Source organism: Tenuifilum sp. (assembly GCF_037481895.1).
In the GTDB taxonomy this organism is placed as follows: Bacteria; Bacteroidota; Bacteroidia; order Bacteroidales; family Tenuifilaceae; genus Tenuifilum; species Tenuifilum osseticum.
Map to the genome: position 1 here is coordinate 37,780 of NZ_JBBFKU010000016.1, position 21,110 is coordinate 58,889.

The 21,110-nt window shown below is 43.7% G+C and carries 17 protein-coding genes; 4 read left to right on the forward strand and 13 right to left on the reverse strand.

Annotated elements, in window-relative coordinates; genetic code table 11:
* Positions 1-42 precede the first annotated feature (42 nt).
* The 6 genes from WHS63_RS06560 to WHS63_RS06585 all read right to left on the reverse strand — a co-directional run bounded on the left by WHS63_RS06560 (position 43) and on the right by WHS63_RS06585 (position 6,241).
* Complete coding sequence (locus tag WHS63_RS06560) at positions 43-1,422, reverse strand: MATE family efflux transporter (protein WP_445204415.1); 1,380 nt, start codon at positions 1,420-1,422, stop codon at positions 43-45.
* A gap of 216 nt (positions 1,423-1,638) precedes the next feature.
* Positions 1,639-3,015 (reverse strand): tryptophanase, encoded by a 1,377-nt coding sequence (locus WHS63_RS06565; protein ID WP_445204416.1) that lies wholly within the window; start codon positions 3,013-3,015, stop codon positions 1,639-1,641.
* Positions 3,016-3,668: 653 nt separating this feature from the next.
* Positions 3,669-3,887 (reverse strand): hypothetical protein, encoded by a 219-nt coding sequence (locus tag WHS63_RS06570; protein WP_445204417.1) that lies wholly within the window; start codon positions 3,885-3,887, stop codon positions 3,669-3,671.
* Between the two features lie 505 nt (positions 3,888-4,392).
* Positions 4,393-4,944 carry a PepSY-associated TM helix domain-containing protein gene (locus tag WHS63_RS06575; RefSeq protein ID WP_445204418.1) on the reverse strand — a complete coding sequence of 184 codons (552 nt, stop codon included), beginning with the start codon at positions 4,942-4,944 and terminating at the stop codon, positions 4,393-4,395.
* A gap of 2 nt (positions 4,945-4,946) precedes the next feature.
* Positions 4,947-5,372, reverse strand: a complete 426-nt coding sequence (locus WHS63_RS06580; protein WP_445204419.1) for a hypothetical protein — start codon at positions 5,370-5,372, stop codon at positions 4,947-4,949.
* 5 nt (positions 5,373-5,377) lie between these two features.
* Positions 5,378-6,241, reverse strand: coding sequence for a UbiA-like polyprenyltransferase (locus tag WHS63_RS06585; protein WP_445204420.1), 864 nt, complete (start codon positions 6,239-6,241; stop codon positions 5,378-5,380).
* Between the two features lie 75 nt (positions 6,242-6,316).
* Between WHS63_RS06585 and WHS63_RS06590 the strand changes: the two genes are divergently transcribed.
* Positions 6,317-8,551: a tetratricopeptide repeat-containing sensor histidine kinase gene (locus tag WHS63_RS06590; RefSeq protein ID WP_445204421.1), complete on the forward strand. Its 2,235-nt coding sequence runs from the start codon at positions 6,317-6,319 to the stop codon at positions 8,549-8,551.
* A 21-nt stretch (positions 8,552-8,572) separates the two neighbouring features.
* Entirely contained in the window at positions 8,573-9,955 is a 1,383-nt protein-coding gene (locus tag WHS63_RS06595) for a sigma-54-dependent transcriptional regulator (RefSeq protein WP_445204422.1), read from the forward strand.
* A 2-nt stretch (positions 9,956-9,957) separates the two neighbouring features.
* On the opposite strand, the gene WHS63_RS06600 is transcribed toward WHS63_RS06595, so the two are convergent.
* Positions 9,958-10,464: an O-acetyl-ADP-ribose deacetylase gene (locus tag WHS63_RS06600; protein WP_445204423.1), complete on the reverse strand. Its 507-nt coding sequence runs from the start codon at positions 10,462-10,464 to the stop codon at positions 9,958-9,960.
* Between the two features lie 9 nt (positions 10,465-10,473).
* Positions 10,474-12,927, reverse strand: coding sequence for a phenylalanine--tRNA ligase subunit beta (pheT, locus tag WHS63_RS06605; RefSeq protein ID WP_445204424.1), 2,454 nt, complete (start codon positions 12,925-12,927; stop codon positions 10,474-10,476).
* Between the two features lie 389 nt (positions 12,928-13,316).
* On the opposite strand from pheT, the gene WHS63_RS06610 reads away from it, so the two are divergent.
* Both WHS63_RS06610 and lysA read left to right on the forward strand, forming a co-directional pair.
* The gene (locus WHS63_RS06610; protein WP_445204425.1) at positions 13,317-14,678 is read left to right on the forward strand and encodes an aspartate kinase; all 1,362 of its coding nucleotides are present in this window, start codon (positions 13,317-13,319) and stop codon (positions 14,676-14,678) included.
* 2 nt (positions 14,679-14,680) lie between these two features.
* Positions 14,681-15,820 carry a diaminopimelate decarboxylase gene (lysA, locus tag WHS63_RS06615; RefSeq protein ID WP_445204426.1) on the forward strand — a complete coding sequence of 380 codons (1,140 nt, stop codon included), beginning with the start codon at positions 14,681-14,683 and terminating at the stop codon, positions 15,818-15,820.
* Positions 15,821-15,904: 84 nt separating this feature from the next.
* Here lysA and WHS63_RS06620 read toward each other — a convergent pair whose 3' ends face one another.
* The 5 genes from WHS63_RS06620 to WHS63_RS06640 all read right to left on the reverse strand — a co-directional run bounded on the left by WHS63_RS06620 (position 15,905) and on the right by WHS63_RS06640 (position 21,037).
* The gene (locus tag WHS63_RS06620) at positions 15,905-17,590 is read right to left on the reverse strand and encodes an AMP-binding protein (protein WP_445204427.1); all 1,686 of its coding nucleotides are present in this window, start codon (positions 17,588-17,590) and stop codon (positions 15,905-15,907) included.
* Between the two features lie 157 nt (positions 17,591-17,747).
* Positions 17,748-18,776, reverse strand: a complete 1,029-nt coding sequence (locus WHS63_RS06625; protein WP_445204428.1) for a glycosyltransferase family 2 protein — start codon at positions 18,774-18,776, stop codon at positions 17,748-17,750.
* Positions 18,769-19,674 carry a lysophospholipid acyltransferase family protein gene (locus WHS63_RS06630; protein ID WP_445204429.1) on the reverse strand — a complete coding sequence of 302 codons (906 nt, stop codon included), beginning with the start codon at positions 19,672-19,674 and terminating at the stop codon, positions 18,769-18,771. The genes WHS63_RS06625 and WHS63_RS06630 overlap by 8 nt, the downstream gene beginning before the upstream one ends.
* Positions 19,675-19,677: 3 nt before the next feature.
* Positions 19,678-20,472: an inositol monophosphatase family protein gene (locus tag WHS63_RS06635; protein ID WP_445204430.1), complete on the reverse strand. Its 795-nt coding sequence runs from the start codon at positions 20,470-20,472 to the stop codon at positions 19,678-19,680.
* Positions 20,473-20,482: 10 nt separating this feature from the next.
* Positions 20,483-21,037, reverse strand: a complete 555-nt coding sequence (locus WHS63_RS06640; RefSeq protein WP_445204431.1) for an HDIG domain-containing metalloprotein — start codon at positions 21,035-21,037, stop codon at positions 20,483-20,485.
* Positions 21,038-21,110 lie beyond the last annotated feature (73 nt).

Below are 21,110 nucleotides of genomic sequence, written 5' to 3' on the forward strand. Positions count from 1 at the left end.
CAAAGGTAATACTTTTTGTGTTATCACCAACAGTGAAATCTGCTACACCAAATCGGTAGCCACCCCATCATCTTCAGTGGTTACGGGCTTAACAACCGATTTATTTTTCCAGCTTCCATACCAGTAATAAATAGCTGACGCTACTGCACCCAATAACCAGCCAATTGGAATTGACCACCAAACCCCAGCCTCGTTCATCCCAAAAGTTTTGCTTAGCAGATATGCCAGAGGTATGCGGACAATCCAAAGCGATAGTAGTGTTATATACATGGGCACAACCGCTGCCCCAGCCCCGCGTAGCAATCCATTTATGCAGAACATCACAGCAAATGCCACATAAAAAAAGCTTACCACCATAAGGTAGTGATAACCAATATCAACAACCCTTGGGTTTGTTGTGAATACTACCATCATCTTATCGCCCCAAATAAGTATGATTGCAGTGATAATTACGCTGAATAGCACTGACATTTTGATGGTAGCCCATAGGCCACGCTTTACCCTATCAACTTTACCAGCACCAATGTTCTGCCCCACAAAACCCGAAAGCGATGCTGAAAAATTCATTATAGGGATTACCGCCAGCGAGTCGATTCGGCTGGCTGCTGAGAAACCGGCAATAACCTCAGTCCCAAATGTATTTACTATGCCCATTAATGCCATACCTCCCAATGCAACAAGGGTTTGTTGAATGCCGGTGGGTAAGCCTATTCGAACACTTTGCCAGAAGATTTCCCAGTCGAAAACCAAACGCTTAAAGGTAATGCGAAGCATGTGCCTTAGCCTTTCCAGGTATATTACTGCGATAACGAATGAAAAGGCTTGTGCAATTACAGTAGCCCATGCAGCACCAGCAATACCCCACTTAAACCCAAGAACAAAAAGGATATCGAGAAAAATATTTAGAAATGTTGAAACAATAAGGAAGTAAAGTGGTGTTTTGGAATCGCCAACGCCTCGTAGTATGCTCGATACTGAGTTAAACCCAAACATTAATACCAACCCGTACATGTAGATATCGAGGTAGGTTTTTGCCATTGGCAAAATCTCCTCGGGTAAGCGCATTAACCTAAAGATATACTCACCACTGAGCAAACCTACAATGGTAATAATAATACCTGCAAAAAAAAGGAAAATATAGGTAGTATCGGCTGCCCGTTTAACCTTATCAAAATCCTTAGCCCCAAAATACTGCGAAATTACAACCGATGAGCCAATGCCAATACCAATAATAAGCGCAATAACCATGAAAATAATTGGGAACGAAGCCCCAACTGCAGCCAATGCCTTATCGCCAAGGTAGCGTCCCACAATGATACTATCTACAACGTTGTATAGTTGCTGAAATACATTGCCAATTAGCATTGGCAGTGCAAATCGAAAAATGTGCTTGGCCTCATTACCTGTGGTAAAGTCTTTCATGGATTAATGAAATGCAATGCAAATTAGGCTAAAAAAAATGAGAACTACAAAGGTAGTGTTTAGTGTTTGGTGTTTAGCGTTTGGTGTTTGGTGCAATTGGAATTGTTTTTAACAATGATTTGCAATTCTAAAATCATGGTTAATGATAAAAACATTGATGAAATGGCAAAAGAGCTGGACTTGTTTGTCCAGCTCTTGCATTTTTGAATAAAGGTATTACTTGGCTGGTTTAAGTTCCACGGTAAAGTGCCTCATTATAGGAGCTTCCCAAACAATTTCAAGTCCTTTGGTTATTTGGTTTCGCCTATCGTAAACGTTTTTAAGAGCAACGGCCACCACATCCATATGGTTGTTGGTATAGGTACGGCGTGGAATGGCAAGCCGTAGGAGTTCAAGCTTAGGATAGCGATTCTCACGGGTTTCGGGGTCACGGTCGGCAAGTAGGGTGCCAATCTCAACACCACGCACACCTGCCTCAAGGTAAAGTTCTATGGCAAGTGTTTGCGCCCTGAACTGTTCGCGCGGGATATTGGGTAATACCTTGTTGGCATCAACAAAGATGGCATGGCCACCGGCAGGTTTTTGGTAAGGAATGCCAAACTCATCGAGGCGGTTACCAAGGTACTCAACCTGCTTGATTCGGGTTTCCAGGTAATCGAACTCGGTTCCCTCGTCAAGTCCAACAGCCAGAGCATTCATATCGCGACCCGACATTCCCCCGTAGGTAACATAACCCTCAAACATAATGTTAAACTTTGAACACTGGCGCCAAAGCTCCTGATCGCGCATGGCAATGAAACCACCAATATTGACAATGGCATCCTTTTTACTGCTCATGGTCATGGCGTCGGCGTAGGAGAACATTTCCCTTACAATCTCCTTGATGGATTTGTGGGCGTAGCCTTCCTCGCGGGTTTTGATAAAGTATGCATTCTCGGCAAAACGAGCGGAGTCAAAAACTAAAAGCTTGCCGTAACGGTTACATATCTCCCTAACCTCACGAAGGTTTTTCATTGATACGGGCTGTCCGCCAGCGGTATTGTTGGTAATGGTTACTATAACAAATGGAACCCTTTGGGAATGCTCCTTAAGAAAATTATCGAGCTTTTGGGGATCGACATTGCCCTTGAAGGGATGAATGAGTTCAGTATCGGCAGCCTCGTCGATGGTGCAATCCACAGCGTGGGCACGGCGGAACTCAATATGCCCCTTGGTGGTATCGAAGTGCGAGTTGCCAGGGATGTAATCGCCCTCTTTCACTAGTACCGAGAAAAGAACATTCTCGGCAGCACGTCCCTGGTGAGTTGGCATTATGTAGTCAAAACCAAGGATGTTCCTGATGGCGTTCTTCAGGTTGAAGTATGAGGAGGCCCCAGCATAGCTCTCATCGCCAAGCATTATGGCGCTCCACTGGCGGTCGCTCATAGCCCCAGTTCCTGAATCGGTCAACAAATCGATGTAAACCTGATTGCTGGGCAAATTGAAAAGGTTGTACTTTGCCTCTTTTATCCATTGTTCCCGCTCCTGACGGGTACTACGTCGAATGGGTTCAACCATTTTAATCTTGTACGATTCGGCAAATGGTAGTTCCATACTAATAATTATTTTAAATTGTTAAACTGATATCGATTTATAAAAGCAGGTGATTTCACCAAAGGTGAAAAATGTAAATGCCGGTATGGCTGGGTGGAAAAAATCAGAACCGATCGCGGTTCTTTATGTTCAGAAACACGTACTTAGCAGCAAATTTAAGGTATATGTTTTCCTTAAATATCACCATTGTAGATTTTCGAATCATGCAAAAATAAAAAAATTACAAATCGGAAACGATTTCAGAATAAATGTTATTTAGTTAAAGTTATTTGTCATGTTGCGCGCAAGCGAAACATCACGCTGTCGTGCTGAGTCCCGATTTATAGCGATAGACTTCGCCGAAGCATCTCATTGCTCTTTTCTCTTCACTCATTTGATGAGATCCATCGACTTTGCTTGGGATGACAAAAACCCTATCTTCCTTTCTGCTCCCTTGTCATGCTGGGCTAGCCGAGGCATCGCTTTACCTTTAATCCTTGTGTATTTTAGTAAATCGCTCTTTGCCATGCTTTTCTGTTGCGATGCAAAGCTTCACCTTTGCTCTTTGGAAAATGCATTGCGTGCATCGCTATACATTTAAAAATAATCATGGTGTTACAAATATTACGCCCCTACGGGGCTGGAAGCGTTGCTAGTTGTTCGTGAAACTATTGTCATGCTGAGCTAGTCGAAGCATCTCTTAGTATCCTCAACTCTTCTTTAATGCAATTCCTCAAACAACACCGAGTGACATAGGCAGTGGCATAAAAGCCTGACCCTGCAATGGGTCGGGGGTGGAACGTGGCGGTGGGCCTAGTAAGCGATACCACATGAGCCACGCCGTAGGCGTGGCGAATAGTATCGCGTGGCAGTTCCACCCGCGGGGCACCCATCGGGTCGGGCTTTTCAGCCTTGATTTTCTTTGGTTCTTTCTTGTATCAAGACAAGAAAGAACATGTAAACCGCTCTTTACCATGCTTTTCTGTTGCGATGCAACGCTTCAGTTTCGCTCTTAGGAATATGTATTGCATGCATCGCAAAATAATTTAAACACCTCAATACCCTGGGTTAAAACCCAGGGCTAATGTGATTTGCCCTTTCAGGGCGGATAATGCAAACGTCTGGAGACGCGCACTAACAGGTGGGGTTACAGAAATTACGCCCCTACGGGGCTGGAAGCGGTGTTCGTTGTTCGTGAATCGCTGTTCGTGAAGCTATTGTCATGTTGAGCACGAGCGAAACGTCTCATGGGGTCGATTAGAGATCCTTCGCTCCCCGCTAGGGCGGGACAGGCCGCCAGGATGACGGGCATGTTATTTTTGTTAACAAAACGACATTGATTTCAGAATAAAAAAGGGGGAAAATTCCCCCTTTATAAAAGTATTGGATTTGCTGAAATCAAAAGAAAATGATCATGGCCAGTATGGGCAAAATAAGACCTGCGGCAACCAGTACTGCACCTCGCCGGGTAATTCCATTTTTCCCCTTTACCAGGAAAAGCCCGGTTAACGTAATAACAATTAGCCCAACGGCAAATATATCGCTAAACCATGTCCACCATGCCTTGGGTCGGTTACGATGCATCATGTTGAGCTGGTATAGGATTGGTCGCCGAATACTATTTTCGATTAGCGCGGTTTGCTCATTCAGGTTTACCGTGGCTGTTCCGTTCTTGAAAAAAACTTTCAGGGTTGATGAGTCGGGGTAGTAGTGCGACCTAATCTCGCTTTCGCCAAATGGGCTGAAGACACCTAAAAGAAACTGATCGTTAACCTTTGACGAATCCCTAGGGATATCAACCTTTACTGTTTTAACATCGATGTAGTAGTAAGGGTTAAGCTGATGCCCATGGTTTAAGAGTATTCCTGTTACAGAGTATAGCAAAACCATTCCGGCAAAAAAATAGCTGAAATCCCTGTGAATTACCCGCAAGAACTTTGAAAGAGTCATAATCACTTAACATTAATGCTGTTACACTCCAAAAAGTAAATTTCACCTGGATGGTGAGCCGATTCCACATCGCAGACCTCGTTTGCTCCCCCTACCCTCTTGAAAACACCAGTGACCGTGGCCTTTGCGCCTTTCATTGACATATCAAAAGGCCGACTGGCATCCGATGTTTTTACACTCAGCTTCATTTCCGGCGATTTTCCCTGAAGCGTAATCCGCAAGCCGGTATGAACACACACATGCTCAACAATACCGCTAACACGAACTACCCTGCTCTCGTAATTCTTAGCGTTTAAAAGTAACGAATCGACCGTTACATCAATAACAGGCTGGCCATCAACCAACTCCACTTTTTGGGCACTATTTTGGTTACCGGAACAGCCAAATATTAGTAATAGAAGACCAAGGAATACAATATATTTGTTCATATCTCTTAGTAGGTTAATATCGAAATTATATTAAACAATGCGAACAGAAGGCTTGCCATTCCATTGGTAGTGGCAAAGGCCATGTTCACCTTAGAAATATCGGTTGGACGGACAAGGTAATGCTGATAAATCATTAAAACTATAAAAAGGGATGCTCCAATCCAGTAGTAAATGTTAAAGCCTGCCAGTATCCCAATGGCTATAACTATTAATGCACTCATAAAATGCAACACCAAAGCAATGGCCAAAGCCCCGCGAGCACCAACTGCAGCAGGAATTGAGTGCAACTTGGAATTACGGTCAAACTCCTCATCCTGAAGAGCATAAATGATATCGAAGCCTGCCACCCAGAAAAGAACAACAACCGAGTATAGAATAGGAATAAGAGCAAAACTACCAGTAACCGAAAGGTATGCTCCAATAGGCGCAAGCGATAGGCCTATTCCCAGAACAAGGTGGCTGAACATGGTAAACCGCTTGGTATAACTATAAAAAAGGATAACACCCAACGCTACAGGCGACAGGTAAAACACCAATGGGTTAATGAAGTATGTAGTTAAAACGAAAAGGATGGAATTGACAATGCAGAAAAGCATAACAGACCTGGGAGCAATGATACCCCTGGGAATTTCCCGCCCGCTTGTACGTGGATTTAACTTATCAAAATGCCTATCAACTAAACGGTTGAAACTCATAGCTGCATTTCGGGCAAAAACCATGCAGAGTATCACCTTTAAAAAAAGCCACCAGTCAGGGTTTAGCGGTAGCCTATAGTAAGCCAAAAAATATCCGATAAGCGCAAAAGGCATTGCAAAAATTGTATGGCTGAACTTTACCAGCGACAGGTAATTCTTTATTTTAAAAAACATACTAGCATAAATTATTCAAGGCTATAAAAGTAGGCAATTTTTGGAATATAGCTATATTAGCATCAGCAAAGTTAGATGAAACACCTACTAAGAATAGTATGGCTTACATTAAGCCTTGCCGGTTTAGCGCAAATTGGCCTAAGCCAAGCCGATACTTTGCCTCAAGAGATAGCTGTAAAGGGAAGTTCAAAAGCCGCTGACCTTGTGGTTCAGGGTAAATCCCTGCTTAAAACCAACCCTGATCGCTGCCTTGATATTGGATTGCAAGCCCTTGTAACGGCTAAAAAGGAAGGTGATTCCTTTACGGAATCGATGGCCTTAGAGCTACTTGCCGAAGCAAACTATAAACTTGGCGAGTATGAAACCTCGCTCCGTTACTTTAACCGGGCTGCCAACCTTTACTCATCAATCAATAAACCCGAGTTTGCAGCAAAGTCACTTTTGGGAATAGCTAGGGTTTACGAAGCAAGCCAAAATCTCGACCTGGCAATACAACAGCTCGAAGCGGGCATAAAAACACTTAAAAATATTCAGAACAAAAATGTTTACCTTGAGCTGATACTTAAGCTCGGCAACCTCCATTTAAGCCAAAAGAACTTTAAGCAGGCAAAGCAATATGGGATTGAAGCCCTTACCCTGCTAAACAATCAAACTACCACCGTTTACAATAAAAACAAAGCCCTGATTGATGCCTACACCCTACTTGGCCAAGCCAGCAAAAACTCAGGCGATTTAGGAACTAGTCTCGATTACTTTAAAAAGGTTAGTGAGGCTGCAATAAAACAATCCGATTCAATTTCATACAGTAAATCGCTCAATGAAATTGGTGTGGTTTTTATGCTTACCCAAAAGTACGATAGTGCCTATCAGTACTTTAACCTATCGTACACCATTAGCCTGAATGCTTCCGATACCGTTGGAATCATCCAAAGTTTACAGGGACTGGGCGACTACTACTATGAAAAAGGGAACTATAACCAGGCCATAAACTACTACACACAGTGCCAAAGCATTTCCTCAAAATACAACGACATACCAACCTTAATAGCTGCTTTGGTAAGCATATCGCGTTGCCACTTTCAGCTTGGCGATTACCCCACATCATCGCGCTTCCTAAACCAAGCACTTAACATAGCACAGAAAAACAACCTTACCTCATCAAAAGCCGATGTTTACCGATACCTTTCAGTAATCAATGAGGCTCAGGGGCGTTACAAGGATGCCCTTGATTACCACAAGATGTGGGTTGACCTGCGCGATTCATTGCAGTACGAAGAAACAGGACAACGACTGGCGAAACTCCAAATACTTTACGAAATATCGCAAAAGGAAAAGGAGAACGAAATCCTCAAGCAAAACTCCGAAATTCAAAAGTTACAGATAGCGAAGTCAAGGTACCAAATGCGCTTCCTGATATCGATGCTGGTGGTTGTGGCAATAATACTCTCGCTACTGGTTGTGCTATTCCGAAATAAACAGAAAGAGATTGCCAAGCAAAAGGAAACGGAACAGCGTATCACAGAGATAAACCGAGAGCTTGAACGGCGAATGATTGAGGAGATTAAGAAACAGGAAAAACAACAGCAATTGCTCTCGCAAAAGTCGAAACTTGAGTCGCTTGGCACCCTTGCAGCCGGTATTGCCCATGAAATCAATCAGCCACTGGGCGGCATATCGATGGGGCTGGACAACATCCTTATGCGTATTCAGGACAAAAACTGTAGCGAGGAGTACCTAAAGGAGAAGCTAAACTCGCTGTTTGAGAATGTTGAGCGTATTAAAAAGATAATTGACCACATCCGCTATTTTTCCCGCACCCAAAAGCCTGTTTCTTTTTCAACGATTAACCTAAACGATGTGGTAAAAAGCGCCCTCTTTATGGTATCGGCTCAATTTGAAAACCATGGGGTTACCATTGAAACATCACTGGATGAAAACATTCCACCAATTACGGCTGACAAGTATAAACTAGAGCAGGTTTTGCTTAACCTCCTTTCCAATGCTAAGTATGCAGTTGATGAAAAAGAAAAGAAAAGCGAGGATAAGACCTATCGAAAAAAGATTAAAATTGGCACACGTAAAGATGAGCAAAACCTATACCTAACAGTTTGGGACAACGGAACGGGCATTCCCCAAAAAATTGTAGAGAAAATTTTCGACCCATTTTTCACCACCAAAAGCGAGGACAAAGGGACTGGTTTAGGGTTATCCATATCGTATGGGTTTATCAAAGACCTTTTAGGCGATATACGCGTTGAAAGCGAACCTAATGAATACACCCTTTTTGAAATATCAATTCCTAGAGAGTAATAAACCACAAATCATTATAGAATGATGAAAGAGATAAGCATTTTGGTTCTCGACGACGAAAAGGTTTTTCGTAAAGAGATAAAAGAGTTTCTGGATGGGGAAGGCTTTTCCGTTCTTACAGCAGAGCGACCCTCGGAAGCATTCAGCATCCTCAGCGAGAACCAAATAGATATACTTATCCTTGACCTCCGCCTCCCCGAGATGGATGGTCTACAGGTGCTCACGAAGGTAAAGGAGGAATACCCCGACATTGAGGTTATCATGATCACAGGGCACGGCGACATGGATGCAGTTATTAACGCCATGCGCTTAGGCGCTATTGAGTTCTTCCCCAAGCCCTTCCGCTTGCTCGACATGCGAGCTGCCATTCAACGCACCAAGCGCTACATCGCCCTACACGAGCAGCTAAAGGAGATTAACCAAACATACTCTTTGGTATCAAAGGATTTGATTGAAAGCATTGGTACCGAGATCATTGGTAACTCCTTTGGGATTAGACAGGTAGTTGACCTCATGGGCAAGGTGGCTAAAACCGACAACACCTCGGTACTTATAACCGGCGAGAGCGGAACCGGAAAGGAACTTGTTGCCCGAGGTATTCACTACCTTAGCTCACGTAAAAAATCGTACTTCTACGCTGTTAACTGCTCAGCCATTCCCGACACCCTGTTCGAGAGCGAATTTTTTGGTCACAAAAAAGGGGCTTTTACCGGAGCCAACGAGGATAAAGCTGGCTGGTTTGAGGTGGCAAATGGCGGTACGCTCTTCCTCGACGAGGTGGTTGAAATGCAACCTGCCATGCAGAGTAAGCTACTCCGCGTTCTGGAAGACCGGAAAATTCGTAGAATTGGCTCAAGTGTGGATATCCCCGTTGATGTGCGAATTATTGCAGCCACCAACCAGGACATTAATAAACTTATAGAGGAAGGTAAGTTCCGCAGCGATCTTTACTACCGCTTGAACTCGTTCCAAATACACATACCTCCGCTCCGCGAGCGAAAGGAAGACATACCAATCCTTTTCGATTACTACGTTAAACACATTTCAACCCGAATGGGCAAAAAGATAACCCAGGTTGACCCAACCATAGTTAAGGCCATGATGGGTTACAACTTTCCGGGCAACATCAGGGAGATGCGTAATATGGTTGAACGTGCTATAATTCTCTCCGAGGGCGGCAGATTAACCATGAAAAACTTTAGCGGCCTAATAGCTCCAACCGATTCAGTTAGCACAACAGGAATAATTGGAGAGGATATCTTTGATCTCGATCTAATTGAAAAGATAGTGATAATGAAAGCCCTTGAGCGTACGGGTTACAAGAAAACAGAGGCAGCACAGTTGCTTAATATTACCCGTCAGGCACTAGACCGAAGGCTGGAAAAATACGATATAAACCTATAAACTTACTTACCTAGAAGTTCACTGTAAATAGAAAAGTTCTCCTGATCAAAACAAACAAATACAATCCGCTCGGGCAAATGGTTTTTGGCAGTGAATTCCATAACTGCCCTTATGGCAATTTGTGCAGCCGATTGCTTAGGGAAATGGTAAACCCCGGTACTAATATTAGGGAAAGCAATGCTTTTTAACCCATGCTTTTGCGCTAATTTTAGGCTGTTAACGTAAGCATGCCGGAGTAGTAACGTTTCGTTGTGCTGGCCACCCCTCCAAATTGGCCCAACGGTATGGATTACATACCGTGCTTTTAGGTTATATCCTTTGGTGATTCGCGCTTCACCCGTTGGGCACCCCCCTATGGTTCTACACTCCTCGAGCAGTTGCGGGCCGGCAGCGCGATGTATAGCCCCATCTACACCACCTCCACCCAACAACGACTCGTTTGCTGCATTCACAATGGCATCAACATCCATTTGGGTTATATCACCTAACACCAATTCAATTTTGGCCATAGCTTACTTTTAACGGATTTGCGCACCCAGTTCCCTAACGTAAACATCTATTAGGCGCTTCATTGTCCTATCTATTTGCTCGTCGGTAAGGGTTTTGCTTTCGTCCTGAAGGATATAACTGATTGCATACGACTTCTTCCCCTCTGGTATATTCTTCCCTTGATAAACATCGAAAAGGTTTACGCTTTTTAGGAGCTTGCGCTCGGTTTCAAAGGCTAGCTTTCGGATTTGCTCATACTTAACCGATGAATCGATAAGCAAAGCTAAATCGCGACGAACCTCAGGGAACTTGGGTAATTCCTGGTACTGAATTTTACTTTCTGCAATCATGTCCATTAAAGGCAGCCACATTATCTCGGCAAAGAAAACATCGGTCTTTATATCGAATTGCCTGAGTATTTCTGGGCTTACCATTCCATAAGTAACTAGATGCTTACCCTGTGCCTTGTAGGTTAACCCATAAGCGTAAATATCACCAGGAGCCTCAGATGCTTCAATTCTATCAATACTAAAACCAAAGCGCGACAGAATGGAATGAACATAACCCTTCAGGTGATAAAAATTCTGCCTTTCGGGCTTGGTCATCCAGTGCTCCTTTATATTTTCGCCAGTTAACCAAATGCCAATGCTAAAATGCTCCGAGTATTTATCAAGCGGTTTCTCCGATTTTACTTCGGGCTTGAATACATAGCAGTTCCCAAACTCGTAGAGCTTAAGGTTTAGGTTACGGAAATTAATGTTTCGCTGAATGCTCTCGAGCCCTCCAAATAGGAGTGTTTGGCGTAAAACATTCAGCTCGTTGCTTAGGGGGTTAAGAATCTTAACTGAGTTTACCTCGGGGAAGGTAGCCAGCCCTTCATAGTAACCGCCCTTTGTCAATGAGTTGCACATAATTTCAGCAAAACCATTTGACGAAAGGTAGTCCGATACAATGTTCTGCATCTGAAGGCTATCGGGCTTTTTGGTGTAACTTAATGTTCCATTAACCTTAGCGCCTATTTCAACGTTATTATAGCCGTAAATCCTGAGAATATCCTCAACCACATCGGCTTCACGACGAACATCTACCCTGTATGTAGGAACTCCCAAAAGCCACTGCTGTCCATTTTTCTTAAGCACCCTAATTTCAAGTCCCTCAAGAATTTTTTCGATATCAACCTCAGGAATTTGCTTTCCAATTAAACTCCATGCCCTGTGGATGTTGAAATCCACCTCGAAGTGGTTAACCGGACTGCTATTTACATCCACAATCTCTGACGATATAGTACCGCCAGCAACCTCTTTAATCAAAAGCGCTGCACGCTTTAGTGCCCATACTGTAATATTGGGGTCAGTACCGCGTTCAAACCTGAACGAGGCATCGGTATGCAAATCGTGCCTACGGCCGGTTTTACGGACGTAAACTGGGTTAAAGCAAGCGCTTTCAAGGAATACTTTTGTAGTCTTTTCTGTTACTCCCGAGTGCAACCCACCAAAAACACCGGCAATACACATGGGTTCACTCTCGTTGCAAATCATCAAATCATCGGCTGATAGCTTGCGTTCCACTCCGTCGAGGGTAACAAAAGGGGTACCCTCAGGCATGGTTCTAACAATCACCTTGTTGCCCTTAATGGCATCGGCGTCAAAAGCATGGAGTGGTTGACCAACCTCATGCAGAACGAAATTGGTAACATCAACCACATTATTAATGGGATTGAGCCCAATTGAGCGTAATCGTTTCTGCAACCACTCAGGCGATGGGGCAACCTTTACCCCGCTAATGGTGATACCGCAGTAACGCGGGCATGCCTCAGTGTTCAAAACCTCAACTGGTATGGGCAATGTATTGTTATCTACTTTAAAATTGGAAACATCAGGAAGATTGGCCTTAACCGGGCTCTCATGGTAGGTTAGGTAGGCAGCCAAATCCCTAGCCACACCGTAATGCGAGGCAGCATCAATTCGGTTAGGGGTTAAGCCTATCTCGTACTGGTAATCTTTCTCAATCCTCAGGTAATCAGCAGCAGGCATGCCCACAGGAGCATCGGCAGGTAAAACCATTATACCATCGTGGCTATCGCCTAAACCCAACTCATCCTCGGCACATATCATACCCTCGGAGAGCTGACCGCGAAGTTTTGCCTTTTTAATTACTATTTCCTGATCGTTGAAATACAGCTTGGCTCCAACGGTTGCAACCAGTACCTTTTGGCCTTTGGCCACATTGGGTGCACCGCATACAATGCTTAAGGGTTGGTCAGCACCAACGTTTACCGTGGTCAAGCTCAGCTTATCGGCATCGGGATGCTTTTCGCATGTTAAAACCTCGCCCACCACAACCCCGACAAGGCCACCCTTAACGGTTTCCTTTGCCTCAAGGCTTTCAACCTCTAATCCAATTGATGTTAGTATCTTTGAAATCTCATCAGGTGTTTTACTCACATTCAGGTATTGCGTAAGCCAGCTATGCGAAATTTTCATAAAGAAAAGATTTAGTCAACTTATTGTTAATCAATTTTAGCCAACAAAAGTAACATTTATCAGTCGTACCCACAAAAGTGCTTCATAAAAAATAAAAACATTTTTTCCTAAAAGCTGGTTTGATATTAGAAAAAAAGTATTTTTGCAAAAGTGAAATAGCACAAAAATGGAATTTTCGGCTTGCTATACCATGAGTAATAAACAGTTTTTCATGCAAACCATTTGCATGAAACAGATGGTTATTACCATGAAAAAACAGACCCACAAGCAGGCCGTTGACACATTGATAAAATCAGCATAAAAGTATTACAATGATATTGAGTGTTAGGCCTGCAGAATCCTGCAGGCCTTTTTTTATGTTAAACCCCTAAAAAATCAAAAAAAAGAAAATGAAAGTTTTAAAATTTGGCGGAACATCGGTTGGTAATGCCGATAGGCTCAGAAAGGTAAGCGAGCTGCTTAATGGCGAAGAACCCATTGTAGTGGTTTTATCGGCCATGGCAGGAGTTACAAACAGCTTAGTGGAAATCACAGAGCTGGCACAGTCGGGTAAGATGCTCGAGGCAATTGAAAAAACTAAAGAACTTGAGGACAAGCACATAAAAACCGCCGACGGACTATTTGATTCAAAAATGTACCGAAAAAGGGGTGAAGAATTTATTAGCAACCTGTTTCTGCGAATTCTATCGAGATTGATTGAAGGCTTCAACCAGACCGATTCGCGGAATATAGTTGCCCTAGGAGAGCAACTATCGGTAGGGCTATTCCACATGCTACTAACAGAGCAAGGAAAAAGAGCCGCGTACATTCCTGCACTGGAATACATGAGGATTGACAAGGATAGCGAGCCCGATTTCTTTTACATTGAACAGAACCTAAAACGCCTCATGCAAAATAACCCTTTTGCAAAAATTTATGTAACCGAGGGTTTTATTTGCCGCAATGCAAATGGATTGGTTGATAACTTGGGCCGAGGCGGAAGCGATTTTACCGCTGCCATTGTTGGAAATGTGCTTAACGCAAACGAGGTGCAAATTTGGACCGATATAGATGGGGTTCACAACAACGACCCACGCTTTGTTACAAATACTTTCCCATTGCGACAGCTATCGTACGACGAGGCTGCCGAACTTGCCTACTTTGGCGCAAAAATACTTCACCCCCAAACCATTCAACCCTGCAAGGTAAAGAATATCCCTGTTGTGTTGAAGAACACTTTGAACCCTACAGACGAAGGAACGGTAATATCATCCATAAAGAACCGGAAAGGGATAAAGGCAGTGGCAGCAAAGGATGGTATTACAGCAATAAACATCAAGTCGTCGCGGATGCTTTTAGCCTACGGCTTCCTGCACAGGGTTTTTGAGGTTTTTGACACATACAAAACTCCTGTGGATATGATTACTACATCGGAGGTATCCATATCGCTTACCATTGATAGTGCTATTAACCTTGAAAAGATTGTGAATGCTTTAAGCCAATTTGCGCAGGTGGAAGTGGAACGGAACCAAACCATTGTTTGCGTAGTTGGCGACTTCCCAGCATCACATAAGGGCTATGCAGCCATGGTTTTCGATTGCCTGCGCGAGATACCAATTCGGATGATCTCCTACGGAGGGAGCGTAAACAATATCTCGTTTCTGATTGATTCGCACTATAAGGTTCAGGCCTTAAGATTGCTACAGCAGCTTTTCCCGGCTGTGAGCGTAAGTGATTCAACCCACCAGAACATTGAAGCAAACACCTTTTAGCCATGCAAACTCCATTCTACCAGTACGATTTACCGCTACTGAACGAAACACTGAACGCAGCAGCTGCGCAAGCAGCAAGGTATGGGTACACTATTCATTACGCACTTAAAGCTAATGCCAACCCTGCCCTTTTGAAGATCATTTCGGGTGCGGGTTTTGGTGCCGATTGTGTTAGCGGAAACGAGATTAAAGTTGCTTTGAAAAACGGATTTAAGCCCCGAGGCATTGTGTTTGCCGGAGTTGGTAAAACCGATTGGGAAATTGAGTATGCCATTGAGCAGAATATTCAATGCATCCATTGCGAGTCGGTTCAGGAGTTTCAGGTAATTGAACAGATTGCACAAAAGTTGAACAAAACTGCCAGTATAGCGCTTCGCATCAACCCTAATGTGGACGCCAACACCCACAAGTCAATTACCACCGGACTAAAAGAGAATAAGTTTGGAATGAGTGTGGAAGAGGCAAGTTTGATATTAAACTCTGCAAATCAGTATAAGAATATCAACCTGGTTGGACTACACTTTCATATTGGTTCACAGATAATGAACATGGAAGTGTTTAAGAACCTAGCCCTTGAGGTTAACCGTATTCAGGAAAGGTTACAAAGCAAAGCACTCCCTTACCTAAACCTGGGTGGAGGTTTAGGAATTGACTATATCAATCCCACGATTAATAGGATAGCCGACTTTGCAGGGTATTTCAAAACCATCAACCGGTGGCTCAACCCCGGAAAGGAGCAAACCATTCATTTTGAGCTTGGCCGCTCACTGGTGGGCCAATGTGGCCAGCTATACACCCGTGTGCTGTATACCAAAACTACTAAATCGCGAAACTTTGCCATTGTAGATGCTGGCATGAATGCCCTAATCCGTCCGGCACTCTATGGCGCCATACACCGTATTGAGAACATAAGTAAAATTGAATACCCTACTATTGGCACCTACGATGTGGTTGGACCAATTTGCGAAACAACCGATTGTTTTGGCGAGCAGGTAAACCTACCCGACACAGAACGTGGCGATTTGCTTGTTATCCATTCCTGTGGTGCCTATGCGGAATCCATGGCCTCGGATTACAACCTAAGGGAACGGCCAAAATCTGTTTTTAACCATTCAGGTTTAGCCTTATTGCCTAAACACTAGTAAGCTTAGGTGACGCACATTAACCCATTTTGAAAATCAAAGGCTGCCAATGGCAGCCTTTAAATTTTACTTTATGAGTGAATTCTACTCCTTGTAAAGGAATCGTTTAATTTTTTGTGTAGGGGTCTTTACAAAGGGTTCCTGTTGCTCAACAATATGATTCAAACGGGAAAACTTTGAAACCTTAGCATTTACGTAGGTCATTATATCGTCTAACACCTTTCGGGTATGATCCTCAGCATTGTGTTGCCAATCCTTGGCAGAATGTTTAAGATTCTCGTAATATTTCTCAAGAGCTTCCTTGTTCAGGTGTACACGAGCCACAAGTTTTCCGCGAAGCTCGTAAACCAGCGATTCAAGAACAAACTCATGCTTGTTGATTACGTCTTCAATCTCTTCGGGATAAATATTTTCGCCGGAAGCGGTAAGGATCATATTCTTTGATCGTCCACGAATTTCAACGTATCCATCGCTGTCAATATACCCTAGGTCGCCGGTACGGAGCCAACCATCAATAAACATGGTTTGGGTAAGTTCAGGATCCTTGTAGTAGCCAACCATTACATTGGCACCCCTTACGATTATCTCGCCTTCCCCTGTATGTGGGTTAGGGTTTAGCAACTTCAGTTCCTGTCCGGGAATGGAAAAACCTGCTGTACGGAACCTAACCAGCTTTGGTGAACTTCCCGTTAAAAGTGGCGATGTTTCGGTCATACCGTAACCAATGGAATACGGGAAACGACCCTCGTTCAGAAAGCGTTCAGCCTCAAACGACAGCTTTGCACCACCAATGCCAAAAAAGTGAAGCTCCCCACCAAATGTTTTATGGAGTTTTTTTGCTGCAATCCGGTGAAGCAGCTTGCGGGTAGGGGTAAAGTTGTAAAGTTTTCGCTTGAGAGGACTTGAAGTAAGTTCAGGCTTGATCTTATTCTTGTAAATCTTTTCAATTACTAAGGGTACTGAAAGCAACATGGTAGGCTTAACAGCCTGCATGGCGGGAATAAGTACGGCTGGTGTAGGCGGCTTATCCAGATAGTAAACCGATGCCCCTGTTGCCATAGGTATTAAGAAGCCTATGGTGCACTCATAGGTATGCGAAAGCGGAAGGATGGATAACAACCTGTCGTTTTCGTTTACCTCCTGTATCATCAGTGTTGATAGTACGTTTGACACCAGGTTTTTGTGGGTGAGCATTACACCCTTGGGGCGACCAGTAGTACCCGAGGTGTAAATAATTGCTGCCAGGTCATCCTCATCGGGGCGAGGTAGTTCGCAATCGCAGTAATCAACATTCACAATAGCCTTTGGCGTTTCGTAAGGCATACCTGCCGTAGGCGTGGTAACGCTCTCGTCAAAGGGCTGCAGGTTATTGATTAGTATGTATGCAATTACACCCGGAATGTTCTTTCTATCGAGTTGTCCATATAGCTTGGCTGAGACAAAAACAACCTTAGCTTCGCTATGGTTAATAATACTTTCCATCTCGTGCCCCGAAAAGTCAGGAAGAATTGGCACCACTACAGCACCCATTGATGTAATGGCAAGGTAGGCCATTCCCCAGTTGGGGCTATTCTCACCAATTAGTGCCACCTTATCGCCTTTGCCTATACCAAGGGTGTTAAGCATGCCCGAAACATTTCGGACAATTACTGCCATATCGGCATAGGTTACAGGCTCCTGACCAACAAATGCTAATGATGGCCTGTTGGAATATGCCATTCGCGAACGGAACAGTATATCCCTGATTGTTAACTTCTTAAATGAAACCATAAATGTGTGTTACGTGAAACTCTAAAGGCAATGCATCGATATCCAAGATGCAAATATATACCTATTAACGACAATATCTAACTAAATGTTCGTTTTTTACATGTGATAAACGACAAAGCGATTGGAACAATCGTTTGAAATGTGGGTTTTTCAATAGTTAATAATTGTTACCAGAAATTGGCAAGCTATAAAATTTACGACGACGGAGTATGAAAAAATCAACTAGAATTAATCCCCTGTAGCGGGTAGCCTGATTGAAAGGTTTAAGGAGTTTCCGTTTCTTATTTAAAGTAGAGATATTGGTTAAATACTGTTTGTGAGCCTTAAACACAGCTTCAGTAAACGAAAGGCGACCATTAACAAGGTAAACAAATGCCGAAAGAATATCAAGCACCATTCTTACAGGGATAACCACAACGAGCGCCCTAAGTGAAAGGTTTTTATGCAACATGGAAAGGTTATTCCTGTAGTTCAGGAAAAGCTTGAAGGGGTTATTGTTAGGCAGTGTTCCCCCTCCAACATGGTAAACCACCGAGCTGGGAATGGAGTTAATTAAGTAGCCCCTATTCTGCAATCGCCAGCACAAATCAATTTCCTCCATGTGGGCAAAAAAATCGTCATCGAAACCTCCAACCTCCCAGAAACATGATGAGCGTACCATCATGCAAGCTCCGCTTGCCCAGAATATTGGCATGGGATCATCGTACTGGCCATTGTCGGCCTCAATCTCGGAAAGGATACGTCCCCGGCAGAATGGATAACCAAACAGATCGATAAAACCTCCTGCTGCCCCAGCGTACTCAAAGTATTCCTTGCGGTTAAAATCAATTAGCTTAGGAGCGCACGCGGCCACCTGGGGGTTTTTATCCATAAATGTAACCATGGGCTCCAACCATCCACCGGGTACTTCGATATCGGAGTTCAGGAGCACGTAGTACTGAGCCTCTACCTGGCTAAGGGCACGGTTGTATCCACCCGTGTAACCGTAGTTTTTATCGAGTAGAATTGTCCGAACCGTTGGGTAATCATTAAGTACCAAAAGCGAGCCATCGGTTGAACCATTGTCGGCAACCACTATTTCAACCTCGGACTTTGGAGAGTTCTCAATAAGCGTAGGAAGGAACTTTTTCAGGAAATGCTCCCCATTCCAGTTCAGGATAACCACCGCAACTTTACTACTACTCATTGGGAGTTTGGGTTAAATTACGGGAGTGTTTCCAGCGTCGGTGCGACCAAAGCCAGTACTCAGGAGCCTCGTTAATCAATCGTTCTAATGCTCTTACATGCATTTCGGTTATTTCGTAGGGCTTGGTTTCAGCGGGTTTATCAGTTAAGAGTTCAAGTTCAACCTCGTAGAACCCCCTTTTAAGCTTCCGCATGTTGCAGAAGAAAACCGGCTGGTTGAGCTTTTTGGCAATCTTCTCAGTACCCAGGAAAACAGGTGTATCCTGGTTTAAAAAGGTTGTCCAGTACCTTATTTCGCCCTTAGCTGGGGTTTGATCGGCTATAAGACCTATAAAAAAACGTTTACCCTCATTGGCATAGCTTAATGCAATGCGCGGGGTATCCTTCATGGGTATTGCAACTGCACCAAATCGCTCACGCGAAGCGTTGATAAATCGTTCAAAGTATTTATTTGCCAATGGTTTGTAAACACCTAAGGTTTCATGTTTTAAGTACATCCCAAACATTCCATAAAGTTCCCAATTACCGTAATGACCACCAGCAACTACTATTGATTTACCACTATCAAAATACGAATTGAGTAAGTCCAAATTCTTAAATCTACATAATTTCTGTGCTTTTTTAGCATTGGCATGCAGAATGTAAAACTGCTCCACAAACAAATCGCAGAAGTGGCGGTAAAACTTCCTTTCAATATCCAGCAACTCACTTTCTGTTTTTTGAGGGAAAGAATTTTTAAGGTTTTTTTTCACAACATCAACCCTATACCCTATGATTTTATAAATGATAAGGTACATGATATCCGATATCCCATAAAGCCAGCGCAAGGGCATAAACTTGAAAGGGAATGTTAGTATACTAAAAGTGTAGAACGATATGGCATGAATCACTTTTCTCATAGGCTAGCCGAACATAATATCGCTAATTACGGTTGTAAACTCTTGATGAATGTTTAAATTAGTTGCAATTATTTCACCTCCAAAAATGTAACTATTTCCGCCCTTAAAATCGCACACCTTACCACCAGCCCTTTCAACAATAAAAGCACCAGCAGCAACATCCCAGGGGCTGAGGCCATACTCGTAAAAGGCATCGAAACGGCCACAAGCAACGTAAACCAGGTCGGTAGCAGCTGAACCAAGACGGCGTAAGCCGTGCGAGTTGCGCATGAAGTAATCCATGGTCTGGAAAAAGGGGCTGATTCGGGAGTAATCGTAGTACGGGAAACCGGTTGCAATAAGCGAATCGTTTACCTTTTGTGTAGTAGTTACCTTAATGGGGTTTCCGTTAAGGAAAGCGCCACCACTTTCGGTTGCCCAAAAGCATTCCCTTAGGCTTGCCTCATACACTACACCAAGAACAACCCTATCATTGTCCATCAGTGCAATGCTTACAGCAAAAGGCGATAGCCCATGAATGTAGTTTGTGGTGCCATCGAGCGGGTCGATTATCCAGTTAAAACCGCTGGAATTCTTGCTACCGGTTCCCTCCTCGGCAATAAAACCGGCTTGTGGAAGCGCTTTGCCCAATGCTTCAACCAGCATGGCCTCGCAATGCTTATCGACATACGAAACAAAGTTATGCTTCCCCTTCACCTCAACCATATCGGCTGTAAACTTTTCCCTTTCGGACAAAGCCCACTCACCTGCCCTTTGGGCAGCATCAATTACCTGAGGAAGTACTAAATCAATATTCATCATCAAACCATTAAAAACCTAAATCTGGCGCAATTGGGGTTAAAGCGTTTAGCGAGAGCTGAACAAACTCATCCAAACTTAGCCCAATCCTCTCGCACTCCATTATTGTGTCGCGGTTTACAGAGGCTGCAAACTGTTTTTCCTTCATACGTTTTACCACTGACTTTGGCTTAACGCTTGCAATTTTTTTATCGGGATAAACTAAGGCCGTGGCAAATATTAGGCCGGTTATGGTTTCGCCGGCGGCCAGGGCATGCTGAAAACGGGTAGTACGAGGCATGCCTGTTGCCTCCTCGTTGTGCATTTTAATAGCATCAACAGCCTCGGCTGGCAATATATTCTGAAGCATTTCAGCAGCAACCAGCGCATGGGTTTTAGGATCGGCGTTGGTTACTTCAACATCCAAGTCGTGAAGCAAACCGGCTATACCCCAAACATCCTCATCCTCACCAAATTTCCGGGCCAACTCGCGCAACACAGCCTCCGAAGCCAGGCAATGGGCTATCATTTTAGGGTTTGAAACATGCTTGTTTAGCAGCTCAACGTAAAATTCGCGCTGTTCCATATTTACATCAAAAAATTAAGCAAAAGTAAAAAAATGATTGTAAACCTAAGAATGTTTTTAATGAATAAGGAGT